Origin of the sequence: Rothia sp. HMSC072B04, assembly GCF_001813725.1 — a bacterium.
GTDB lineage: Bacteria > Actinomycetota > Actinomycetes > Actinomycetales > Micrococcaceae > Rothia > Rothia mucilaginosa.
In genome coordinates, this window is the sequence record NZ_KV813798.1 from 24,374 (window position 1) to 46,381 (window position 22,008).

Here is a 22,008-nt window from a genome sequence, read left to right on the forward strand (position 1 = left end):
CGTTCCCCGTATGCGCGGGGATGAGCCCGACGAGAGGCCGCAGGTCGGAAGCCCCACATGGCGTTCCCCGTATGCGCGGGGATGAGCCCTCGTGCGTGACCACAACATCCGCGATAGGAAGGCGTTCCCCGTATGCGCGGGGATGAGCCCTATGATCCGGCTGATGTAGTCGGCGTGAACTGGTTTTCCCTGTATGCGCGGGGATGAGCCCCGAGGTACCGTGTTCCGTCACAACGTTCTGCGGTTTTCCCCGTATGCGCGGGGATGAGCCCTGAATCAGTCCCGTACGCAGTGCGTAGGCGTTGTTTTCCCCGTATGCGCGGGGGTGAGCCCAAGTCGAAAAGCCGGCAAGTTGCCACGCATCAGTGTTCCCCGTATGCGCGGGGGATGAGCCATTGTCATGGGTATGAGACGTGGTCCCCATAGGGTTTTCCCCGCATCCGCGGGGATGAGCCTCAGGCACACCCATTCCGTGAAGGTAACGGTCAGTGTTCCCCGCATGAGCGGGGATAAATAGAGAGGCGCCGAGCCACACGCTCCTCAATCTGCGTACTTGCAGAAATGAACTGGCATGTGCCTGGTTTCTAATCCTCCGGTAGCTTCTGACACCCCACCAACCCCGCCCCTCCTGCCCCCGATAATGCCCTGATACCGCCCGCGATAAAAACCCCCGTTAAAAACACAGTCGGGGCCGTCTCGCACGCAGGCTCGAAAAGTGCGAGAATGGAGCAGAAAAGAAAACTACGAAAGAGATACTTTCATGCTTATTCTCGTTGTGAACGCTGGTTCTTCCTCCCTGAAGTACCAGGTGCGTGACACCTCCCTGCCCGAGGCAGAGCAGATGCTGACCTCCGGCCTCGTCGAAAACATCGGCACCGACGTGCCCAACCACGAAGTCGCATTCGACATCATGTCCGAGAAGCTTGAGCCCGTCCTGGCAGGCCGTGAGCTGCAGGCAGTCGGCCACCGCGTGGTGCAGGGTGCAGAGAAGTTCACCCACCCCGCCCTGCTCACCGAGGAAGTTGTCCAGCAGATCGACGACCTCTCCCCGCTGGCACCGCTGCACAACCCCGCACACGCTCAGGGCATGCGCGCAGCAATGCACAAGTGGCCCTCCCTGCCGCAGGTTGCTATCTTCGACACCGCGTTCCACTCCACCATGCCTGAAGAAGCATGGCGCTACGCGATCCCCTACGACCTGGCTGACAAGTACAGCATCCGCCGCTACGGCTTCCACGGCACCAGCCACGAGTACGTCTCCCACGTTGCAGCTGACATGCTCGGCATTGCACGCGACGAGTTCAACGGCATCGTTGCTCACCTCGGTAACGGCGCGTCCGTAACCGCTGTGAAGGGCGGCAAGTCCGTCGACACCTCCATGGGCTACACCCCGCTGGCTGGCCTGATCATGGGTACCCGCTCCGGCGACATCGACCCCTCGGCACTGACCACCATCCTGATTCGTGAGGGCATCGACGGTGCACGCCTGGACACCATCCTGAACAAGGAGTCCGGCCTGCTCGCACTGGCTGGCTCCAACGACATGCGTAAGGTCGTTGAGGCTGCACAGTCCGGCGACGAGCGTGCACAGCTCGCACTGGACATGACCTCCTACCGCCTGATGAAGTACATTGGCGGCTACAACCTGGTTGTTGGCGGCGCGCAGGCACTGATCTTCACCGCAGGTATCGGTGAGAACTCCGGCGACTTCCGCAAGCTGGTCCTGGACCGCCTCGGTGCTCTCGGCATCAAGTACAACGAGGAAGAGAACGCTAAGCGTTCCCCCGAGCCGCGCGTGATTTCCACCGAGGATTCCGCAATCAAGGTGCTGGTCATCCCCACCAACGAGGAGAAGGCTATCGCTGAGGCTACCGAGGAACTCGTCAAGAGCCTCTAAGCCCCACGCACCCCGCCGTGTAAGCGGTTGAATATAGACAGTCCGCTGCAGTTCCCGTTCCGTACGGGTGCTGCAGTGGACTTGTTTTTGAGCATCCATTAGAGTAAATGCATATGATTCAACTCACTTTACAATGCAACATTACGCCAATGCAACATGTATTACATATGTATCATTCATCACATTGGGAACAAGAATGAAAGTTAGTTAAAAGTGTGGGTTTAGATGCTGCATAAAGTGTAAACTTATTGCTTGCTTGGGAAAGTTGTGCAAGGGGGGGGGGTTGAGTGCATTGATCCGCAACATTCCAACATTGATGGCAGTTAAGGTTGAGGGTGAAAAAAGATTGATGATTCTAGGTTAATTCTGTTAGGAATTATTTATCGACCCAAGTTGTTGCACAACAGGGAACAATAAATACAAATTTTTTGTGCTTTCATATAACGAGTGTTCATCGAAAAGAACTGAAGCGGATTTATAGCCGCAAAAGTATTCTAAGAGTGCACTCTGAAGTACACGTTTAAACACACACTGCGATAACTTTTATTTTTGTATTTTATATACAGAAATAAAGTGGATCAATGTGCAAAACTCATTCCAATTGAGAGAGATTTGGTAATGGATATTCACTCGACTAAGAGCCACTCCGAACAAAGTGGAAAGCTGATGGGCCGTCGTACCCTGGTCAAGGGTGCAGCATGGGCAACGCCCGTTGTGGCAGCAACCGCCGTAGTGCCCGCCTACGCCGCATCCAAGAACCCTTGCGAATACGGCACCATCGTATCCGTGCCCTGGGGTGAACGTGCCAACCGTCGCCGCTACAAGGGTACCGTGAATGAAGAATACGAATGGGCAGTAATGCCCACCTCCAACTGCAGCCCCCAGCCGCAGACCTACTTCATCGACAACACCACCCCCGAAAATAAGCTTGCTTACCCCTGGGGTCGTTACGAGGGTGTGAGCGACTTCCCGCCGATTTACCCCCCGAACGGCAAGGACACCCCTGACTACACCTCCAAGGACGGCGTTGGTGGCGTTGGTGGCGGCGTTATCATCAACGTTCGTGTTGAGAACGTTGCAGGTGACGTCTCCTATGCACCGACCCCCACCGGTGCGGACCGTTTCGCATTCGGTGAGGCCGAGGCAAACCGCAAGAACAACATGTACTACGCCGAAGGCTACAAGGGCAAGGGCGCAAACCCCCCGGTTGTTCGCCTCAACGACAACTACAAGGGCAGCCGCTCTACCTACATCGCTCACGGTAAGTACAACTACCTGCACTTCCCGGATGGTCCCCGTCCTCCCAAGGAAAACAGCCCCCTGTGGACTTACGCATACGGTAAGCACTACACGACCGCTGAAGGCCGCGATGGCTGGTCCTGGGACATTCAGGTAATGGCTAACATTACCCACCCCAATGCTGGTCAAGACGTTGTGTCGTACATGACCTACCTGCGTAAGCACACCTACGGTGACCCCGCGCATAAGTCGGCAAAGGTCATTCCGGTGCAGTACCGCGTTATTGTGACTTCCCCCTGGGGTACTGTCACTTATCTTTCGGCAGCTGTTTAATATCAGCTTGCATTAGGTCTGAATGGAGTAGTGACCCATTCGACCTACTTCAATCTTGGATTGAGATTTATATATTGTGATGTTTATTTGAGTATAAAGTTGATGGATTTTTAGTGTATTAGGGAGTGGTGTCCCTAATAAGTAGACGCTATTCTTCTGTCAGCTTTTGGAGGGGCCGGTTCCGCACCACGTGTGCGGAACCGGCCCCTCTGCATGCATCAATAGGGAGAAAAGCTAAGCATTGTATCTCTTGGCGGGCTATTGCAGGGAAGATGAGAAGTGGTGAGCGTTCCGTGAGAAAAAGCGCATTCACATTCACTAGTAAGTGCCCAAAAACGATAGAGTGGAATCAGATAACACTCGATACGAAGCGGACGAGACATGACTCAACCCCCTGAAAACCACCAGCAGCCCGGTGGGCAGTTCAACGCCCAGCCCGGCCAGCAGGCATTCCACGCCCCCGGTGAGCCCCTCCCGCAGGACCTCTCCGCCGGCTGGCTCCCCGAAGACGAGCGCCAGAAGCCGGTCAGCCCCCTGCCCCAGCCGAAGCTCTTCGCCTACCAGTCGATGCTGCCGCCGAAGGTGCTGCACGCGCTGCGTCACCCCTCCGAAATTCCGTGGCTGGTCGCCGCCTACGCGGTCACCGCGGTCGGCTACATTGTGCTGTTCATGGCGCTGGCTGACCTGTTCAGCTCGATGATGCGTTACGTCTTCAGCTCAACCGGTGAAGGCTCGGTTCGAGTACCTTCCGGCAGCACCTCCGCAAGCCTGGAAGACCTGATTTTCCAGACGGTTGGCCTGCTCATCCTGGGCCCGATTGCCATCTTTATCGTTCGTGCAATCTACTACGCGCAGCAGCGTGTTCGCGGTGTGCGCATCACCCCGACCCAGTTCCCTGAGGCGTACCAGATGCTCGCCGAAGCAGCTGAGGCGGCGGGTCTGCGCCGCGTGCCGGATGCGTACGTTGTTCTCGGTAACGGCACCATGAACGCTTTCGCGGCAGGTCACGGCTTCCGCCGCTACATCTGTCTGTACTCTGACCTGTTCGAGATTGGCGGTAAGTCTCGTGACCCGGAGGCGCTGCGCTTCATCATTGGCCACGAGGTGGGCCACATCGCCGCAGGTCACGTCGGTTATTTCCGTCTGATTTTCACTACGCTGTTCAACCAGATTCCGGTGCTGTCGAGTGCGCTGTCCCGCTCGCAGGAGTACACCGCAGATAACTTCGGCTACCGCTTCTGCCCCGAGGGCGCTGAGGGTGCTGTCAAGGTGCTTGCGGCAGGTAAGTACCTGAACAAGCAAGTCAACTTCGATGAGCTTGCCGACCGTGCCGTGACCGACCGCGGCCTTGCCGTCTGGTACGTGAACCTGCTGGCAAGCCACCCGGTTCTTACCTGGCGTGCGCATGCGCTGCGTGACCGCACCCAGCCGGGCCGCCTGTTCTGGCGCCCGACTGAGAACCCGGTCAAGGACACTGCACCGCGCGTTCCTGTGCTGATTCCGGCGTCTGAGCCGGTGCACATGTGGCCTGACCCGATTCAGTCCACCGAGTTCATGCGTGAACACCAGGACACCTGGGCTGACCACACCCTGGAAACCGTGGACGTGTACTCCAAGCCCGAGAACGCCCCCAAGTTCGATGCGAATTCGACGCTGTTCGCTGGCTGGCTCACCGAGCAGGCTCGTGCCTTCCACGGCCAGCGTTGGGATGCGTACGCTGCCGCCGGTGGTGTGCCGGCACCGGGTGCTCCCGGTGGCCCGCAGATGCCCGCACCGGGTCAGCCTGCACCCAATCAGCCTGCCTACGGTCAGCAGCCTGGCTTCGGCCAGCCTGCCGCAGGCCAGAACAGTGCAACCCAGAACGGTGCAGGCCAGCCCGCACCTGAGCAGCCCTCTAACGGCCAGCCTAACGGTCAGCCTTCTAATGGTCAGTCTGCTCCCGAGCAGTACGGTTACGGCCAGTACGGTAGCGGCTCCTCTGAGGGTGGCTCGTACGGTTACGGCTTCGACGGCGATAAGAAGTAGCCGCTGAGCCTACTCTGAACGCCTCATCTGAGCCGCACAGCTCAATAACCTTCACGAACCCGCCGGGGTGCTAACGCACTCCGGCGGGTTCGGCTGTTAACCGCCTCCTGCACACTCCTAAGCTCTCCCTGCGTGACCCCCAGGTGAGAAGGGGTGCCCGCTACTGCATCCGCCGCATGCCGCAGGCATAGAATGGACAGCATGCTTTCATCACTTCGCTCCATCAAACTCGACCCGCTGCTGACCATGCTTATTAGCGCGGTCATCCTCGCAATTATTGTGCCGGCGCGCGGCGACTTTGCCGAATGGTTCAGCACCGGAACGAAGTTCGCGGTCGCCCTGCTGTTCTACCTGTACGGCGCTCGCCTCTCCACCGCGGAGGCTATTCGCGGCCTGACCCACTGGCGTCTGCACCTGATGATTCTCAGCTGCACGTTCGTGCTGTTCCCCCTGGTCGGTTTGGCGCTTTCACCGCTGCGTTTTGTGCTCGGTGATGGGCTGTACATGGGCATTCTGTTCTTGACCTTTGTGCCCTCGACCGTGCAGGCGTCGATTGCGTTCACCTCGATTGCGGGCGGTAACGTGGCGGCGGCGATTGTGAGTGCTTCGCTCTCTTCGATTGTGGGCGTGGTGGCGACCCCGCTACTCGCCATGCTACTGATGAACACGGGCCATATTGAGTTCTCTGGAACGGTCTTCCTGGACATCGCCATTCAGCTGTTTCTGCCGTTCGTGCTCGGTCAGCTGACGCGCCGCTGGGTGGGGGAGTTTGCCAAGAAGCCGACGACTAAGTGGCTGGATAAGTTCTCGGTCATGATGATTGTGTATTCGGCGTTCTCCGCCTCGGTGGTGCAGGGTGTGTGGACGCGCGTGGCGTGGTGGCAGATCGCGCTGCTGGTCGTGCTCATGGCGATTATTGTGGTGTTTATGCTGTGGCTGACCGACCAGCTGGCTAAGCGCCTGGGCTTCAACCGTGCCGACCGTATTACGATTCAGTTCTGCGGTTCGAAGAAGTCGCTGGCGGCTGGCCTGCCGATGGCGATCATTATTTTTGGTGCGGGCTCGCTGGGTCTGATGATGCTGCCGATCATGATTTTCCATCAGGTTCAGTTGATGATTTGTACCTGGCTTGCGGGCCGCTATGCGCGCCTGGATGTGGTGGGTGCCGCCTCCGCGAAGGAAGTTCAGTAGGGGCTTGAACCCTATCTGCTGGGGTTGCTTGCCGGGTGTCTGTTGGAAGTGTCTGCCGGGGTGCTCGTTGGACTCTCTGGTGGACGCTATACCGGAGCCTCTGAACCTGTGAGATAAGCCTCTGATGAGGGGTTTTAATGGGGGACTTTGGGCCGTATCAATCGGTTTATGAAGTGATATGACGCGCACTGCCAAAAATTCCCTGACTAGTGCATTTATGTGCAAAATGTGGTATTTGTACTGGTCAGTTGGGTTTTTGTGGGGTATGTGCACTCCACTGCATAAAAGTGACCGGGGAGACAATCAACACTATCGGGCGTTGAGCGGCGAAAAAGCCCCAAATTTGCCCTAGAATGTTTTGTCGTGGGTTAGACAGATTCGCATCCTGTATGCAAGAATTTATGACTCACATGGGAACGGTTGAGATTCACTCCCTCACACCGCCCACGAGCATTGATGCAGCGGATTCACTCCCCGCCCGCATCCCGCACCGGAAGAGACTCACTCACTCAACCGGAAGGAAGCTCAAAACCATTTATTCACTCAAACACAACTGGATACACTCAGCTTAATGACGCGCTTAGATTCTATCTATGCGCTAATCGCTGTTTGTATCCGCCAAGAAAGAGGACACTCCATGGCTACCATCATGAGCGTGAACGTATGCGATTCCAAGTACAACGCTGACCCCACCGGCGTACGAGATTCCACTAGTGCTATCCAGAAGGCTATCGATGATGTTGCTGCGCAGGGCGGCGGCTCCGTGGAGATTCCCGGCGGTATGTACCGCGTCTCCTACCCCTTCATCGAAATGAAGCACCGCGTCGAGATCTTCGGCCACGGTCAGGCAACCCGAATCGTCGCTTTCACCGACAAGGGTATTCCCTCCACCAAGAACGGTAGTTACGAATGCACCGGCGTTTTCCACACCGGTAGCTACACCACCCCCATGAGCGGTGGCACCAACCAGAACAAGCCCATGCGTATGGGCGTGCGTGACCTGTTCATCCGCACCAACAAGTACAACCTGCCGCTGGATTCTAAGAGCAACCAGATTTTCCTGGAGAAGCACACCCAGCCCGTCGACAACGTTGCAGGCGTCATCTTCCACACCCGCATTGCGGACGCTAACCCCGGCGAGCCGGACGCAGTGCCCACCCTGTCCAACATCGAAATCTGGGACACCGCTATCGGCGTTGCAATCCTGGGCCTGGACGACCAGGGCATGAAGATTGACAAGATCCGCATCCGCCAGACCCTGCGCCAGGGCCTGCTGGTCGGCAAGCCTGTCGGCCACCCGCTGCGCCGCCGTGAGGGTGACACCCCCGGCGCGGCAGATAACAAGTTCTCCATGATTGACGTCTCTGATGCAAACATGAGCTTCGGCACCTACGCGGGTATCGAGATTTACACTTCTCAGTCCAAGTTCGAGGCGTCCACCAGCTGGTTCAACAAGCGCAACCAGGGTAAGAACGCCCTGTACGAGGTGAAGACCCGCCACGTGGGTGCAGGCTGGTTCATTCAGGGCACCCGTAACATGTTCATTGGCTGCACCGCCCAGGAGAACGCCGGTCACGGCTGGCTCGTGGAGTGGGGTAACAACCAGTTCATTGGTTGCCTGGGTGAGTCTTCGAGCTTCCAGGACGCTGTTACCGGCGCTGCTCGAGGTGACGAGGCGGCGAACTGGTACATTGGCCGTAACGCACGCGGTAGCCGTTTTGTGGCTCCTCGTTCGCACAACCCTTACAGCTGGGCGAAGGCTTCCCTGTACGGTTTCTACATTGAGAACAACATTCGCGATATGCACATTACGACTGCGTCCGCGAAGGATGACCGTATTGGTGAGAACAACATGATTGGCCGCCGTGTTCACGTGACCGGTGCTATGGGCGATAACGTGCTCATCGAGGTGGACCACATCCGCCACGCGACTTTCGCGCCGAAGCAGCTGGAGAAGCGCGGCAACGGCGTGTTCATGGGCTAACCCTCGCGGGTTAGGCTCTACGAGCTGAGGCTCGTGACCACAAAATCTTAAAACGCATACGCCTGAGGGGCGGGGAGTAATCCCCGCCCCTCAAGCGTTTAAATATTTTGTAAATTAGTAGACCCAGGTACCACCAGGGAGTTCTGTAAGGCTGTCAGGAGTAAATTTTTGGTATCGTAGCTTATCAATCTGCAAGATGACTTGGCTGCCAGGGCGCCCAGTCACACAGACCCTACGATTCTTCAGGTTGCTCTCGCTCATTCGCTCGTCAATGACTGAGCCACCAATAATTTGCAGGTCGTTCGTTCCACCCTCAATATAAAACCCATACAGTGAAGCATTGCGATCGTCTTTAGGGTTATGTGAGCGTGGAGCCACAAGCCGTAAACCCGTTGCTCCGTTCATAATGTACCAATTCGCGGCCTCCATCGGTTGTGCTTGACCTCCTACCGAAGCTCCCTGAAAGCTGGAGGACTCACCTAGACAGCCGATGAACTGGCTTTTACCGAGACGCAGAACCCAGCCGTGGCCCCCATTTTCCTGGGCGGTGCAACCAATGTACATGTTTCGTTCACCACGGTTGAGCCACCCAGCACCAGCATGAGCATTCTCAGGAGAGTAGATAGTGCTTTTAGGGAGGGTGCGGTGGTTATACCAGCTGCTGGAGAGTTCAAATTTCGTTTGGGAAGCGTACACCTCAATGCCAGCGTATACACCACCGGACTGATTTGTCCCAGAGACGTCAATCATGGAGAACTTATTGTCCGCACCATCAGCGTTCTGGTCTTTAGACTTTCGCAACGGATGACCAACAGGCTTGCCGACTAGTAAACCTTGACGGAGAGCCTTTCGGATACGGAGATCGTGCACCTTCATACCTTGGTCGTCTTTTCCGAGAATAGCTACTCCAATATCAGTACCCCAGATTTCAACGTTAGAAAGTAAAGGAACAGCATCAGGTTCATTTGAGGATTTATCTGGCATCTCAGTATGAAACAGGACTCCTACGACCTTGGGCATAAGAGGAGTCGTATGAAGCTCCTTCCAAAATGATCCATTAGGGTCTGAGAGAGACAGATTAGACGGGTTTGTACGGATAAATAAGTCTCGAACGCCCATACGCATAGGTTTGTTTTCACCTTCATTTGGGTTTGTCATAGGTACGCTATATGTTCCCGTGTGGAAAACCCCAGTTGTAAATTCAACGGTTTTCTCACCCGTGGCAATAATGCGGGTTGCCTGACCGTGCCCAAACACCTCTACACGATGCTTCAACTCAATGAAGGGGTAGGTGACACGATAAATACCACCAGGAATCTCCACTGAGCCACCACCTCGTGCGGCTACATCATTAATAGCTTTTTGAATAGCGGCGGTGGAATCTTTAGCCCCCGTAGGGTCAGCGTCATAGTTAAGAACATTGACCGCCATAGGGCTTGTTTTCTCAGAGGCCATAAATCCTCAATTCAAGAAGTAGTGAGTGAATATATCTGCTAGTCAGCAGCTTATATGGGTAGTTTACTGCAATATCCGAGAAATCAATGGGGTATTTATGCACTTAGATATAAATTCATATCATCTTCTACATGAGGGTTATTTTTTATAAATCCTAAAGGTGAGGATTATACTTTCACCTTTTAATCTCTGACAGGCAAAGATGCAGGTGACACATTGCCTACATGCAATGGGGTTCAGATTCCTTGATGTGGTGCTAGTATTTAGCTGATTCACTCAACATGTCGTTCTCACATCACCGATTTCTGGAGAGTAACATGACCCCCCTCCCTCGCCCCCTCAAAGCATTGGGGGTAGCAGGCGTTGCCGCATCCTTGATGCTGGCACCCCTCCCCGCACATGCGGAAGGGAACAACCTCTACCGCAACCCCAGTAAATTTTATACCGGCGCAGTTAGTGACTGTCTCCTGGATAAGCAATACGGACGCGGCCAGATAGCAGATATCTGGGCATATTGTAATGGCTTGATTTCTACAAACGTTTACGAAATTCCCAATAGTTCTGCCAGCAGAATGGACGTTATCGCTGCTTTATACCGTCTAGCAGGATACCCTGAAGTCAAAAACCTACCTGAAGTATCCCCATACGCAGACGTGGAGACCTATGACCCAACCTACCCTCTTGCTATCTGGGCATCACGTGAGGGAATTACAAGTGGCTGGTCTGATGGCAAGTTCCATCCCAATGATTATGCAACTACCAGCACCGTCATCGCTTTCCTCTACCGTGCTGCCGGTAGCCCACAAAAGCTGTGGTACCGCACATGGGAACATTACAACTACGCAGCTAAAGATATTACCCCCATCGGAAAACCTTTCTGGAAAGAAACTTCCTGGTACACCGTAGCTATCGCTCCGTACCCCAAGGTACCCGTTAACGAAAACGAACCGGATAATCTCAAGACCGCTAAACCCACCACCATCCTTGACAGGAGGACGGTATATTCAATGATTCGAGATTTTCATACTTCCGGGTACCAGGTTGTCGGAACCCACAAATAAAATATGATGCATACGCCTGAGGGGCGGGGAGTAATCCCCGCCCCTCGGCGTTTAACCCGCACCCAAAACAGCCGAAAAACCGTAGAAAAACAGGGTAGGGGAGCAGGCATCACAGCGCCCGGTCATCGCCTCCACACGCCCAATGCGGTACCCTTGAGCAGGAGGCAGGTCTGCCGGTGCACAGACCCGCACACGTCAAAACACCCGCAGAAATGCGCCCAACACACCGCACCACACAAACTCAACACTGCACCCACGCAGCGCCGTACTCACTCAACACCGTATTCACCGCATACAGCCGTATTCACTCAATTCACTCACCCGCGCCGCCTTCAGCACCGAACGCGGTACCCATCGAAAGAATTGAGCCCCTCATGCCCGATACGCCCATGAGCATCAACGCCATCAACTACGGCGCAGACCCCACCGGTGCCAAAGACTCCACCGCAGCCATCCAGCGAGCCGTCGACGCTGTCGCCGCACGCGGCGGCGGATCCGTAGAACTCCCCCGCGGCATCTACCGCGTCTCCTACCCCTTCATCGACATCAAGCACCGTGTCGAAATCTTCGGCTACGGCTCCTCAACCGTCGTCATCGCGCACTCCGACCGCGCCATCCCCACCACCACCAACGGCCACACCGAATACACCGGCGTGTTCCACGTCGGTAGCTACACCACCCCCGTCTACGGCAACTACAACGCCAACAAGCCCATGCGCATGGGCGTACGCAACCTGCACATCCGCACTAATGCCGCAAATACCCCCATCAGTAGCTACCCGCTCGATGCGCACACCACCCCGCTGAATAACGTCGCCGGCGTCATCTTCCACACCCATCTGACCGGCGACATGCTCAACGAACCGGACATCGTGCCCGTTATCGCCGGCGTGGAAGTCTGGGACACCGCCATCGGCGTTGCCGTGCTCGGCCTGGACGACCAGGGCATGAAAATTGACGACGTGACCATCCGCCGCACCCTCAACCAGGGCCTGCTGCTCGGCAAACCCGCCGGCCACCCCCGCCGCCCCAACGAAGGCCAGAACTCCGGCGCGGCAGACAACAAGCTGCGCGGTATCGACGTTGCCGAGGCGAATCTCAGCGGCGGCTCCTACGCCGGTATTGAGGTGTACGCGGCGCAGGCTAAGTTCGAGAACTGCTCCAGCAACAGCAACCACCGCACCAGCAACAAGAACGCCCTCTACGAGCCCGCCACCCGCCACGCTGGCGCAGGCTGGATCGTGCAGGGTGAACGCAACATGTTCATCGGCTGCACCGCACGCTCCAACGCGGGCCACGGCTGGCTCGTTGAGTGGGCGCACAACATCTTCATCGGATGCGAAGCGGAAGGCTCCAGCTGGGCTGGCACCGTCAGCGGCGCCGCCCGCGCCGACGAGGCCGCCAACTGGTACATCAGCCGTAACGCGCGCGGTACCCGCATGGTCGCGCCTGTCTCCTACAACCCCCCGGAGAAGCCCGCCTCCCTGTACGGCTTCTACATTGAAAACAAGATTTACGACCTGCGCATCACCGAAGGCACCGCCAAGGACGACCGCATCGGTGAGGGTAATATGCTCGGCCGCCGCGTGTACATCACCGGCGAGATTGGCGCGAACGTGGTCATTGAGGTTGAGGAACTGCGCCACTCCACCTCGCCCGCCGGTCAGCTCACCAAGGAAGCTTATAACGTGATGCGCGGCTAGTAGAGGCTGACGGTCGCTACTAGACACGCCCGAACCGGTTCGGGACTTTCCTGTGAATCGCGGGGGAGGTGCGTGTGCCCTAGTGGGTGCGTTATACCGCTATATATCAGCTAAAAATCAAAGCAGCTGTGAATGGAATACATACCATTCGCAGCTGCTTTGTCATTTAGAACAATGTTTAATTTTTAGTTGATAAAAGTCTCAATTAAATATTGAATAAAATATCAATATGTACTTTAAACTTTCTATGGCGGTGTAAAACAGTCCATTCACTGTGCACCACCATAGCCGTGCGACAGCATGCGCAACACGCACATCATTGGTACACATCAAAACCGCGTATCGCCGCACGTCAGCTCCTATTCATTGCCGCTTCTCACTATTCCTCAACGACCACTACCCTTCCCCTTTTCTTATTCGCTCCATTGGCGACCCCGCGGTCGACCCAAAAATCGGTTCCTTCCGGCCGGTTCCCAACCACAATTACATAAGGACAGCCCATGCTTCCGGTTATCTCCCGAGTCCTCACACCCACCACTCGCGCACGCCGCACCTTCGCTCTCACCCTCGCCCTCGCCCTCGGTGCCCTGCCCGTAGGCACCTCCGCCATCGCCTCCCACCAGGCTGTAGCTCACGCCGCCGAACCTGCTGCAGCCAACGGCCTCATCAAACTTCACCAGCCCAAGGACGACCCCAGCTACGCCGAATGCGTCGCCACGTTCCTAGGCACAATGAGCGCTACTCCCGGCGTGTGGGCAGTCTGCCACGGCTACCTCGACAACGAAGAATACACCGTCACCCGCCGCCACAGCACCGCAACCGTCACCCGCGGCCAGCTCGTACGCATGCTTTACCGCATGGCGGGATCGCCGACCGTCAAGGACCTCCCGAAAACCTCGCCCTACAAGGACGTGCCCACCACCGACCCCAACTATGCTGCGTACATTTGGGCAGCGGACGCGGGTATCACCTCCGGCTGGGATGACGGGCTCTTCCACCCGGACGAGTACGCCACCCGCCACACCCTCGCCGCGTTCCTCTACCGCGCCGCCGGTAGCCCCGACGGTGCCGCACACCTGCGCCAGATCCGCCGTCCGCTACGTGCCGAAGCTAAGAAGGTTGAGCAGTTCAAGGCTGAAAACCGTTGGGCAGCCCGCACGCTCGGCGCCTACCCCGAAGTGGACCGCGACGGTGACGGCGTGGCAGACGTGGTGAACCCTGCCAGCCCCCTGTACTTCTCCGATGCCCTGTACATGCTCAAGGCGTACGGTGATAAGGGCCTGAAGGTTGTGGGCACTCCCGCCGTTGACTAGGAAGCCGTTGACTAGGGGTAATACCGACTAGATGCAGTGCTGACTAGCGCATATATTCACCGCCCGCCGGTGCGACCCGAAGGTTGCGCAGGCGGGCGGTGCTCTGTTCCGGGTGCTGTGCTGTTCTGGCAGGTTGCGAGCGCCCGTGCCGCCGCGCAATCGCTTCCGTGCAATGAAAGGTGCATGCTCTGCACCCGCTAAGCTAGAAGGCATGAAGATTGCCACCTGGAACATCAACTCAATCCGCGCCCGCGAGAACCGCGTCGAAGACTGGCTCGACGAACACGACGTTGACGTGCTCGCACTGCAAGAAACCAAAACCAAGGACGAAACCTTCCCCTTCGACCTTTTCGAATTCATGGGCTACGAGGTTGCGCACTTTGGCCTGAATCAGTGGAATGGCGTGGCAATCGCCTCCCGAGTTGGCCTCGAAGACGTGCAGCGCGGCTTCGATAACCAGCCGCACTTCGGCAAGCCCGGCGAACCCGAGGTGCTGGAGGCGCGCGCTATCGGTGCGACCTGCGGCGGCGTGCGCGTTTGGAGCCTCTACGTGCCCAACGGCCGCGGCCTGACCGACCCGCACATGGACTACAAGCTCCGCTGGATGGAGGCGCTGCGCCAGAACGTGCACAACGAACTTGCCGCTAACCCGCAGTCGCAGCTCGCCCTGGTCGGTGACTGGAACGTCGCCCCCGAAGATGCCGACGTGTGGGATATTGACTATTTCCTGCGCAATGAAATGACTCACGTTTCCGAACCCGAACGCCGCGCCTTCGCCGCCCTACTCGAAGAGGGCATGGTGGACGTAGTGCGCCCGCACACCCCGGGCGAGTACACCTACTGGGACTACCAGGCGGGCCGCCTCACCAAGGATGAGGGCATGCGCATTGACTTCCAGCTGTTCTCGCCCGCGCTCGCCGCGCGCGTGGAACGCGCCTGGATCGATAAGGTGGAACGCGCCGGTGAAGGCGCAAGCGACCACACGCCGGTCGTGGTTGAGATTGCCGACTAAACGGAGCGTATAGCTTGCCGTAGAACCGCGTGTAGCAAGGAGGCGGGGGAGGGGTCCCTCGCCTCATTGCTGTATCTGCCGGTGCTTCTGCCCTGTGTTTCTGCGTGCCTGCCCCTGGGTTTCTGCCAATATTTCGGGGTTTTCTGTGTGGCTTAGTTGAAAAGTTCGGCTAGCCGAACTATTGTTAAATTCCGCCCGGGACGACAGGCAAAAGCGCATTATGATGCCTGCGCAGACACAACCGTGTCCCTAGCGTCCCGGCGCGGCAAACTCCACACATCAACCACATACTCAAACCCGTGACTTCCAATGAAGGATACCTCATGAACGCTTTCACCCCCGCAGGCAGCAACGCACGCCGCCTCGTCCAGGCGCTCTGCGCCGCCCTCGCACTCACCCTGCTACTCGTGCTCACCGGCTGCGGTAGCACCTCCAGCACCACCGAAGGCGCTAAGAGCAGCAGCGGTAAGAAGACCGTGCTCACCACCTTCACCGTGCTCGCAGACATCGCCCGCAACGTGGCAGGCGACGACCTGAACGTTGAATCCCTCACCAAGCCCGGTGCAGAGATCCACGAGTACGAGCCCACCCCCTCCGACCTGAAGAAGGCGCACGCCGCCGACCTGGTGCTCGACAACGGCCTGAACCTCGAATCCTGGTTCGCGAAGTTCGTTGAAGAATCCCACGCTAAGCACGTGACCGTCTCCGAGGGGGTCACGCCCATCTCCATTACCGAGGACGCCTACGCGGGCAAGCCCAACCCCCACGCCTGGATGAGCCCCAGCAACGTACAGAAGTACGTGGACGTGATGATTCGCGAATTTAGTGCTCTCGACCCGAGCCACGCCGCCGACTACAAGACCCGCGGCGAAGCCTACAAGAAGCAGCTGCAGGGCGTGCGTGACGAGCTCGTCAAGGAAATCTCCACCCTGCCCGAGAACCAGCGCGCACTGGTCACCTGCGAAGGCGCCTTCTCCTACCTGGCGGCAGACGCGGGCCTGAAGGAAAAGTACATTTGGGCGGTCAACTCCGAACAGCAGGCGACCCCCTCGCAGATTTCCTCCGCGATCGACTACGTGCGCGAGAACCAGGTGCCCGCCGTGTTCTGCGAATCCACCGTCTCTGACAACCCGATGCGCCAGGTCGCAGACGCCACCGGCGCACGATTCGGCGGCGTGCTCTACGTGGACTCGCTCTCCGAGGCGAACGGCCCCGTGCCCACCTACCTGGACATGATCCGCTACGACGCACGCACCATCGTTGCGGGCCTCAAGGGCAACTCCTAAACCCGGCATAAACCCGGGCTAAACCAGGGTCAAATCCGACCTCGAAAACCCCGGGTAAACCCCAAACCCCCGATAGGATAGGAGGGGCGGTCGCCTTCTTGGCTTCGCTCCTCCCACGCCGTTAACACTCACTCACACAGCACCCGCCCACACGGCACCCACTCAGCAACACGCAAGCAAGTACACCCGCCCCACGCATACGGTGACCACCAGAAAGAACACAAGGAATGAGCACTCTTCTCAGCTGCGAAAATGTGCACGTGAACTACGGGCCAGTCCGCGCCCTCACCGGCGCATCCTTCACCCTGGACACCGGGCGTATCTGCGGCCTGATCGGCATGAACGGCTCCGGCAAATCCACCCTCTTCAAAGCCATCATGGGGGTCGTGCCCATGCACGCCGGTAGCATCACTCTCGACGGGCAGCCCGTCGGCGGTAACCGTGGCAGCCGCGGCAAGAACGCGCACCACCACCGCGCCGGACTCGTCAGCTACGTGCCGCAGAGCGAAGAAATCGACTGGACCTTCCCCATCTCCGTGCGCGAGGTCGTCAGCATGGGACGCTACCGCAACCTCGGCATCACCCGCCGCCTGCGTGCCGCAGACCGTGCTGCCGTGGATGAGGCGCTCGCCCGCGTGGAACTGACCGACCTTGCCGACCGTCAGATTGGGGCGCTCTCGGGTGGCCAGCGTAAGCGCGCCTTCGTGGCACGCGCTATCGCCCAGGGCGCCCAGCTGCTGCTGCTGGATGAGCCTTTCGCCGGCGTGGACAAGCGCAGCGAAGCGATGCTCATTCAGGTCATCGAACAGCTGCGTGACGAGGGCGCGACCGTGCTGGTTTCCACGCACGACTTGGCGAGCCTGCGCCAGTTCGCCGACGAGGCGCTACTGCTGCGCGGCGAGATTCTGATGCATGACACCCCCGAGAAGGTGCTCGCTCCCGAGAACCTGGTGCGTGCCTTCGGCATGGAAGTGGACGCCGGCGCGCCGACTGCCGCCTCCAGTGCTACAGCCTCCGGCACTACTACGATCAGCTCTGCGGAAGGGAAGAACTAAATGGACATCCTCAACTTTCTGGTGGAGCCGCTGACCCTGCCCTTCATGCTCCGCGCATTCGTGGTCACCGTCATCGCCGCCGCCGTCTGCGCCCTGCTCTCCTGCTGGCTCGTGCTGCTCGGCTGGTCGCTTATGGGCGACGCGATCTCGCACGCGGTGCTACCCGGCGTGGTGCTCGCCTACATTTTCGGTGCGCCCTTCGCGGTGGGTGCGGTCATTGCCGCGCTCGTGGCGGTGGCGCTCATCGGCGGGGTGCGGCGCAGCGGCCGCGTGCGCGAGGACGCCGCGATCGGTATCGTGTTCACGACCATGTTTGCGTTCGGTCTGGTACTGATTTCGGTTACGCCGTCGAATACCGACCTGAACCATATCCTCTTCGGTAACGTGCTGGGTGTGTCCTGGTCGGACGTCTGGCAGGTCGCTATCCTCGCGGTGGTGGTTGCCGCCGTGCTGCTGGTCAAGCGCCGCGACTTCGTGCTGTACGCCTTCGATCCGGGCTTTGCGCAGGCGGTGGGGTTGCGTCCGCGTCTGCTCGGTGCGCTACTGCTCATTATGCTGGCGCTGACCTCCGTGGTGGCGCTGCAGATCGTGGGCGTGGTGCTGGTCGTGGCGATGCTTGTCATCCCCGGCTCCACCGCGCGCCTCATTACCGACCGGTTCGTGCCGATGCTCGCGGTGAGCGTGGGAGTCTCCCTGCTGGGCACGCTGACCGGCCTGTACGCCAGCTACCACGCGGATGTATCCCCCGGTGGTGCCGTGGTCGTCACGCAGGGCATACTGTTCGCCCTGGCGTACGTGTTCGCCCCGCGCTACGGTCTGCTGGGTAGGATGCGCGCCCGCCGACTCAGCACTGCCGCAACGAAAACTGAGCCGGTAGCTTCCTAAGAAAGCCCACTGAGTACGCTCACCACATATAGCAATAGGCGGAAAGTCCCACCGTGGGGCTTTCCGCCTATTGCTGTCTTTTGAAGGTTAGGGGCGCGTACCCGCCCGGATTTCCGGGCTAGAAGTCCGTCTCTACCGCCCTGTATCTAGCGCACCGTGCGGGACACGAACAGGGAGGCGGTCGCCTCCGCACCCAACGGAATAATGGTACCGCCGGGCTTCACCGCACCGGCCGCGTCCGTCTCGTGCAGGTTGCCGGAACCGGCACCGACCACGCTCACGTTCACCGCCTCCGAGAAGGGTGCACCTTCCTCAATGTGCAGGCGCACGCCGGGCACAAAACCGTGGCCCTGCAGGTAACGCAGCAGGCGCGGGTCATCATCGTTAATGCGTTCGAGCACGACTGTTTCGCCGGGTTCGCACTGGCTCAGCGGCACGGTCTGCGGAAAACTAATATGCCCCGAAGAATCCGGGATCGGGTCGCCGTGCGGGTCGCGGGTCGGGTGCCCCAGCAGGGTGTCGATGCGGTCCACCATGAAGTCGGATACCGCGTGCTCCAGGACCTCCGCCTCGTCGTGCACACGGTCCCAGGTGTAGCCGAGCGTCTCCACGAGGAACGTCTCAATGAGGCGGTGGCGGCGGATCATTGCCAGCGCGTAGGAGCGGCCGGTTTCAGTGAGCTCAATAGCGCCGTAGGGCTGATGCTCAATCAGGTCGGCGGCGGCGAGGCGCTTGAGGCCGTCAGATACCGAAGAAATGCGCAGGCCCATGCGCTCTGCCAGGGCGGATGCGGTGGCAGGGGTTTTGGTCCATTCTTCGAGGCTCCAGATTTCCTTGAGATAGTTCTGGGTGCTGACGGAAAGTTCTGAAAGAGGCATAAAGATAAGTCTACCTTTTCTCTGGTTTTGCCCGCCGAGTTGCAGGGTATTCAGCGCGGGCTTAAAAAGCGTCCCGCCCGGATAGTTCACCCCTGGCAGGGGGTGGCCATCACGGGCGGGATCAGGTGTTCGGTTCCGCGCTGGCAGGTATGAGAAGCTGGCAGGCGCGAAAGAATGAGGGATGCGCGGTGGCGGTTAGGTGGCGCGGCGGCGCGAACGGTCAATACGGGTCAGCAGTTCGATGAGCGCACCGCGTGCCGCCTGCTCCTCGTGCCAGAGGGAGCGGACGAGGGTGCGGCTGACCGCCTGGGTGGTGATGCCGAGCGCGGTTGCGGCGGCCTTCTGCTGGCCGCGCACGCCGGGTACAAGCAGGTTTACTACGCGCCATTCGGCGTCGGTGCGGTCGGCGCATACGCGGTAGAGCAGGCGTGCGGAGCCTGCGGCGAGGTCGGCGAGGTGGCGGTTGTCAGCGCTGACGCTGATGCAGCGTACGGGTGCGCCTCCTTGTGCTTCTTCGACGGCGAGGCGTGAGAATTCGAGGGCGTCGCCGGTGCAGTCGGTGGTGCTGACGGCACCGAGTGCGCCTGCGAATCGGGGGATGTTGAGCTCGCCGATTCCGATGCCGACCCAGAAGCCGTTATCGCGCGCGGCAATGAGCGCCGCGTGGAGTGCGTCGCTGGCGCGGTCGAAGGCGCCCTGAATTTCGTCAGGGTATGTCTGGGCGAAGGCAACACGCGGGTTGAGCTTTGCGAGTTCGTCCGACAGTGCAGTGAGTGAGTGCTGTGCGGAACGTTGAATAAAGGTTAGAACGAACACCTTCCTATTATGCCGTAAAACCTTCAACAAGCGGCGTAAGGTTCGCCGTAATACCGGCAACATTTAAACCCCTAAAAATGCGCATTGATAAGGGGAATTATCGTGAGAATGCACTGTGTGCAGAAATCCTCGAAAGGACGTAGAACACCCCCGAAAGGAAAATAATTTTCATGCAAGTGCACGTTGAATTATTCGCTTTCGGGGGCGTTGAGTGGAGTTGATAGACGGGGCTACCGCGGAACTACTGTGCGTTCGTTACCTGCGAGATATGCGGCAGCTGACGCAGCGGCTTCTGGAATACCATCACCACCAGCGACAGGAAAATGAACACCGCGTAGAACAGCGCCGTGTACGTAATACCCCAATCAACAATGAGGAACCCAGCCAGTAGAACAGCCAGCGGGGTCAGCGCCATGTTCGGGATGCCCTGCACCGAGTGCACGCGACCGATCATGTGCTCCGGGGTGGACGCGTTAATGTACGCAATGATGCTCGAATTGAAGGAGGGAAGCACAATACCCGCCAGCACAATCAGCAGGCACACCGCCCACAGCATCGAGTGAACCACCGGCAGCAACAGGTAGCACGCCGACATGATGGCAAGGGAGGTGATACCGAGCGGGCCGAGCGCAAACTTCTCGGTCAGCGGGCCGACCAGGAACGAACCGAGCAGCACGCCCACGCCGAAGGCGCTCGCGAAGATGCCGATGAAGAGCGGGTGTGCGCCCTCCAGGGTGTAGTAGTAGATGAAGGTGAGCGGAATACCGACCGTTCCAAAGTTTGCAAGCGTTGAAACGAACGCAATGGACACCAGCACCTTGTTCTTCAGGATGTACTCGAAACCGGCTTTTGAGTCCTGCCAGAAGCTGGTTTTCTCCCCTTCCTCCTCTTCCGCGGGCTGCCGACTAGCGCCGTAGCTCTTGGGTGCGACGATGAATGCCAGCAGGTTGATGACCGCGTGAACTGCGGTCATGAGCACGGTCGAGAAGCCGATAATGATGCCGGCGACCGGGCCGCCCAGCAGGTTAGCGGTGGACTCACGCGTCTCGCCCATACCGGAGGCGTACCCCAGGTGTTCCTTGGGGACTACACGGGTGATGATGGACTGCTCGCTCGGGTAGTCGAAGGTGGAAATGATGGCGGCGAGAGAAATCGTGATCACCAAAACGTAAATGTTGGTGACGTTGAAAACGAGGTAGAGAAGAATCGCCACCCAGGACAGTGACTGGCCAATACAGGACAGCGCCAGGCACTTTGAGGGGCCGATTCTGTCGACCCACGTTCCAGATACTGCTCCGGCGCAGGTGGCGAGAACACCCGCGACGAAGAGGGTGATACTCGCGGCCTCGGGGGAGCCGGTCAGCGCCAAAATAATGATGGGCGTGGTGATATAACTCATCGAGTCTGAGAGCTGGTTGGCTCCAATGGCGAAGAGAGTATTTCGAAAATCTCTATTCTTGAGTAGCTCGGTGTTGACACTCATGGGGGACCTCCACGATGGGGTTTATGGTGTCGCGCGGCGTGCAATCCGTCGTGCGTAGTTCATTGTGCGCAATTCGTAGCGCGCAATCGTATGAGTGAATACCCAGACAGTCGGCTGCGCCTGCCTGTATTCGTCTGTTTTTGCCTGTGCCCGCCGGTCATCACGGGGTGGTTGAGGATGCACGGGGCGGCTCATCGGGAGCCCCCGCACAAGAAGTGTGTCGCGCGATACTTTAGATTCTATAAGAGATGTGAATCATATACATGAACGCTAGTTGAAAAACTTTCCTCATTTTGAGTATTGACATTAGGGTTAGTTTGACTATAATTCATTCTTGGTGTTTCCGCCCAACTAAACCTCGGCTGAACCTCAGCTAAACCCGATTCTGGGCA

At 58.4% G+C, this 22,008-nt stretch carries 16 protein-coding genes and 1 CRISPR repeat array; of the genes, 12 read left to right on the forward strand and 4 right to left on the reverse strand.

From position 1 onward, the window contains the following. Positions 1-2: 2 nt before the first annotated feature. A CRISPR array of direct repeats spans positions 3-517; the repeat unit is 26 nt; unit sequence TTCCCCGTATGCGCGGGGATGAGCCC. 243 nt (positions 518-760) lie between these two features. The 5 genes from HMPREF2928_RS03465 (at position 761) to HMPREF2928_RS03485 (ending at position 8,669) form a co-directional block, all read left to right on the forward strand. After that, positions 761-1,897: an acetate/propionate family kinase gene (locus HMPREF2928_RS03465; RefSeq protein ID WP_005507659.1), complete on the forward strand. Its 1,137-nt coding sequence runs from the start codon at positions 761-763 to the stop codon at positions 1,895-1,897. A gap of 618 nt (positions 1,898-2,515) precedes the next feature. Then, complete coding sequence (locus HMPREF2928_RS03470) at positions 2,516-3,469, forward strand: hypothetical protein (protein WP_141754945.1); 954 nt, start codon at positions 2,516-2,518, stop codon at positions 3,467-3,469. A 381-nt stretch (positions 3,470-3,850) separates the two neighbouring features. After that, complete coding sequence (locus HMPREF2928_RS03475; RefSeq protein ID WP_070687381.1) at positions 3,851-5,494, forward strand: M48 family metallopeptidase; 1,644 nt, start codon at positions 3,851-3,853, stop codon at positions 5,492-5,494. A gap of 192 nt (positions 5,495-5,686) precedes the next feature. Beyond that, positions 5,687-6,685 carry a bile acid:sodium symporter family protein gene (locus HMPREF2928_RS03480; RefSeq protein ID WP_371440519.1) on the forward strand — a complete coding sequence of 333 codons (999 nt, stop codon included), beginning with the start codon at positions 5,687-5,689 and terminating at the stop codon, positions 6,683-6,685. Between the two features lie 637 nt (positions 6,686-7,322). After that, positions 7,323-8,669 carry a glycosyl hydrolase family 28-related protein gene (locus HMPREF2928_RS03485; protein ID WP_005504305.1) on the forward strand — a complete coding sequence of 449 codons (1,347 nt, stop codon included), beginning with the start codon at positions 7,323-7,325 and terminating at the stop codon, positions 8,667-8,669. A 114-nt stretch (positions 8,670-8,783) separates the two neighbouring features. Here the strand turns inward: HMPREF2928_RS03485 and HMPREF2928_RS03490 are convergent, their stop codons facing one another. Continuing rightward, positions 8,784-10,124, reverse strand: a complete 1,341-nt coding sequence (locus tag HMPREF2928_RS03490; RefSeq protein WP_070687383.1) for a glycosyl hydrolase family 28-related protein — start codon at positions 10,122-10,124, stop codon at positions 8,784-8,786. Between the two features lie 317 nt (positions 10,125-10,441). Here HMPREF2928_RS03490 and HMPREF2928_RS03495 point away from each other — a divergent pair, with 317 nt between their 5' ends. The 7 genes from HMPREF2928_RS03495 (at position 10,442) to HMPREF2928_RS03525 (ending at position 18,439) form a co-directional block, all read left to right on the forward strand. Then, entirely contained in the window at positions 10,442-11,185 is a 744-nt protein-coding gene (locus HMPREF2928_RS03495; protein WP_070687384.1) for an S-layer homology domain-containing protein, read from the forward strand. Between the two features lie 374 nt (positions 11,186-11,559). Then, positions 11,560-12,888 (forward strand): glycosyl hydrolase family 28-related protein, encoded by a 1,329-nt coding sequence (locus HMPREF2928_RS03500; RefSeq protein ID WP_070687385.1) that lies wholly within the window; start codon positions 11,560-11,562, stop codon positions 12,886-12,888. Between the two features lie 500 nt (positions 12,889-13,388). After that, complete coding sequence (locus HMPREF2928_RS03505; protein ID WP_070687386.1) at positions 13,389-14,201, forward strand: S-layer homology domain-containing protein; 813 nt, start codon at positions 13,389-13,391, stop codon at positions 14,199-14,201. Positions 14,202-14,412: 211 nt separating this feature from the next. Next, entirely contained in the window at positions 14,413-15,213 is an 801-nt protein-coding gene (locus HMPREF2928_RS03510) for an exodeoxyribonuclease III (protein ID WP_070687387.1), read from the forward strand. 323 nt (positions 15,214-15,536) lie between these two features. Beyond that, entirely contained in the window at positions 15,537-16,499 is a 963-nt protein-coding gene (locus tag HMPREF2928_RS03515; protein WP_070630068.1) for a metal ABC transporter substrate-binding protein, read from the forward strand. Positions 16,500-16,726: 227 nt separating this feature from the next. Further along, positions 16,727-17,554, forward strand: a complete 828-nt coding sequence (locus tag HMPREF2928_RS03520) for a metal ABC transporter ATP-binding protein (RefSeq protein ID WP_070687388.1) — start codon at positions 16,727-16,729, stop codon at positions 17,552-17,554. Beyond that, entirely contained in the window at positions 17,555-18,439 is an 885-nt protein-coding gene (locus HMPREF2928_RS03525; RefSeq protein WP_070687389.1) for a metal ABC transporter permease, read from the forward strand. 146 nt (positions 18,440-18,585) lie between these two features. Here the strand turns inward: HMPREF2928_RS03525 and HMPREF2928_RS03530 are convergent, their stop codons facing one another. From HMPREF2928_RS03530 to HMPREF2928_RS03540, 3 genes are all read right to left on the reverse strand, one after another. Further along, entirely contained in the window at positions 18,586-19,317 is a 732-nt protein-coding gene (locus HMPREF2928_RS03530) for a metal-dependent transcriptional regulator (protein WP_005504316.1), read from the reverse strand. Between the two features lie 195 nt (positions 19,318-19,512). After that, a complete protein-coding gene (locus HMPREF2928_RS03535; RefSeq protein WP_005507641.1) occupies positions 19,513-20,133 on the reverse strand; it encodes a hypothetical protein in 621 nt (206 codons plus the stop codon). 241 nt (positions 20,134-20,374) lie between these two features. Beyond that, positions 20,375-21,616 carry an MFS transporter gene (locus HMPREF2928_RS03540; protein WP_070616284.1) on the reverse strand — a complete coding sequence of 414 codons (1,242 nt, stop codon included), beginning with the start codon at positions 21,614-21,616 and terminating at the stop codon, positions 20,375-20,377. Between the last annotated feature and the right edge of the window lie 392 nt (positions 21,617-22,008).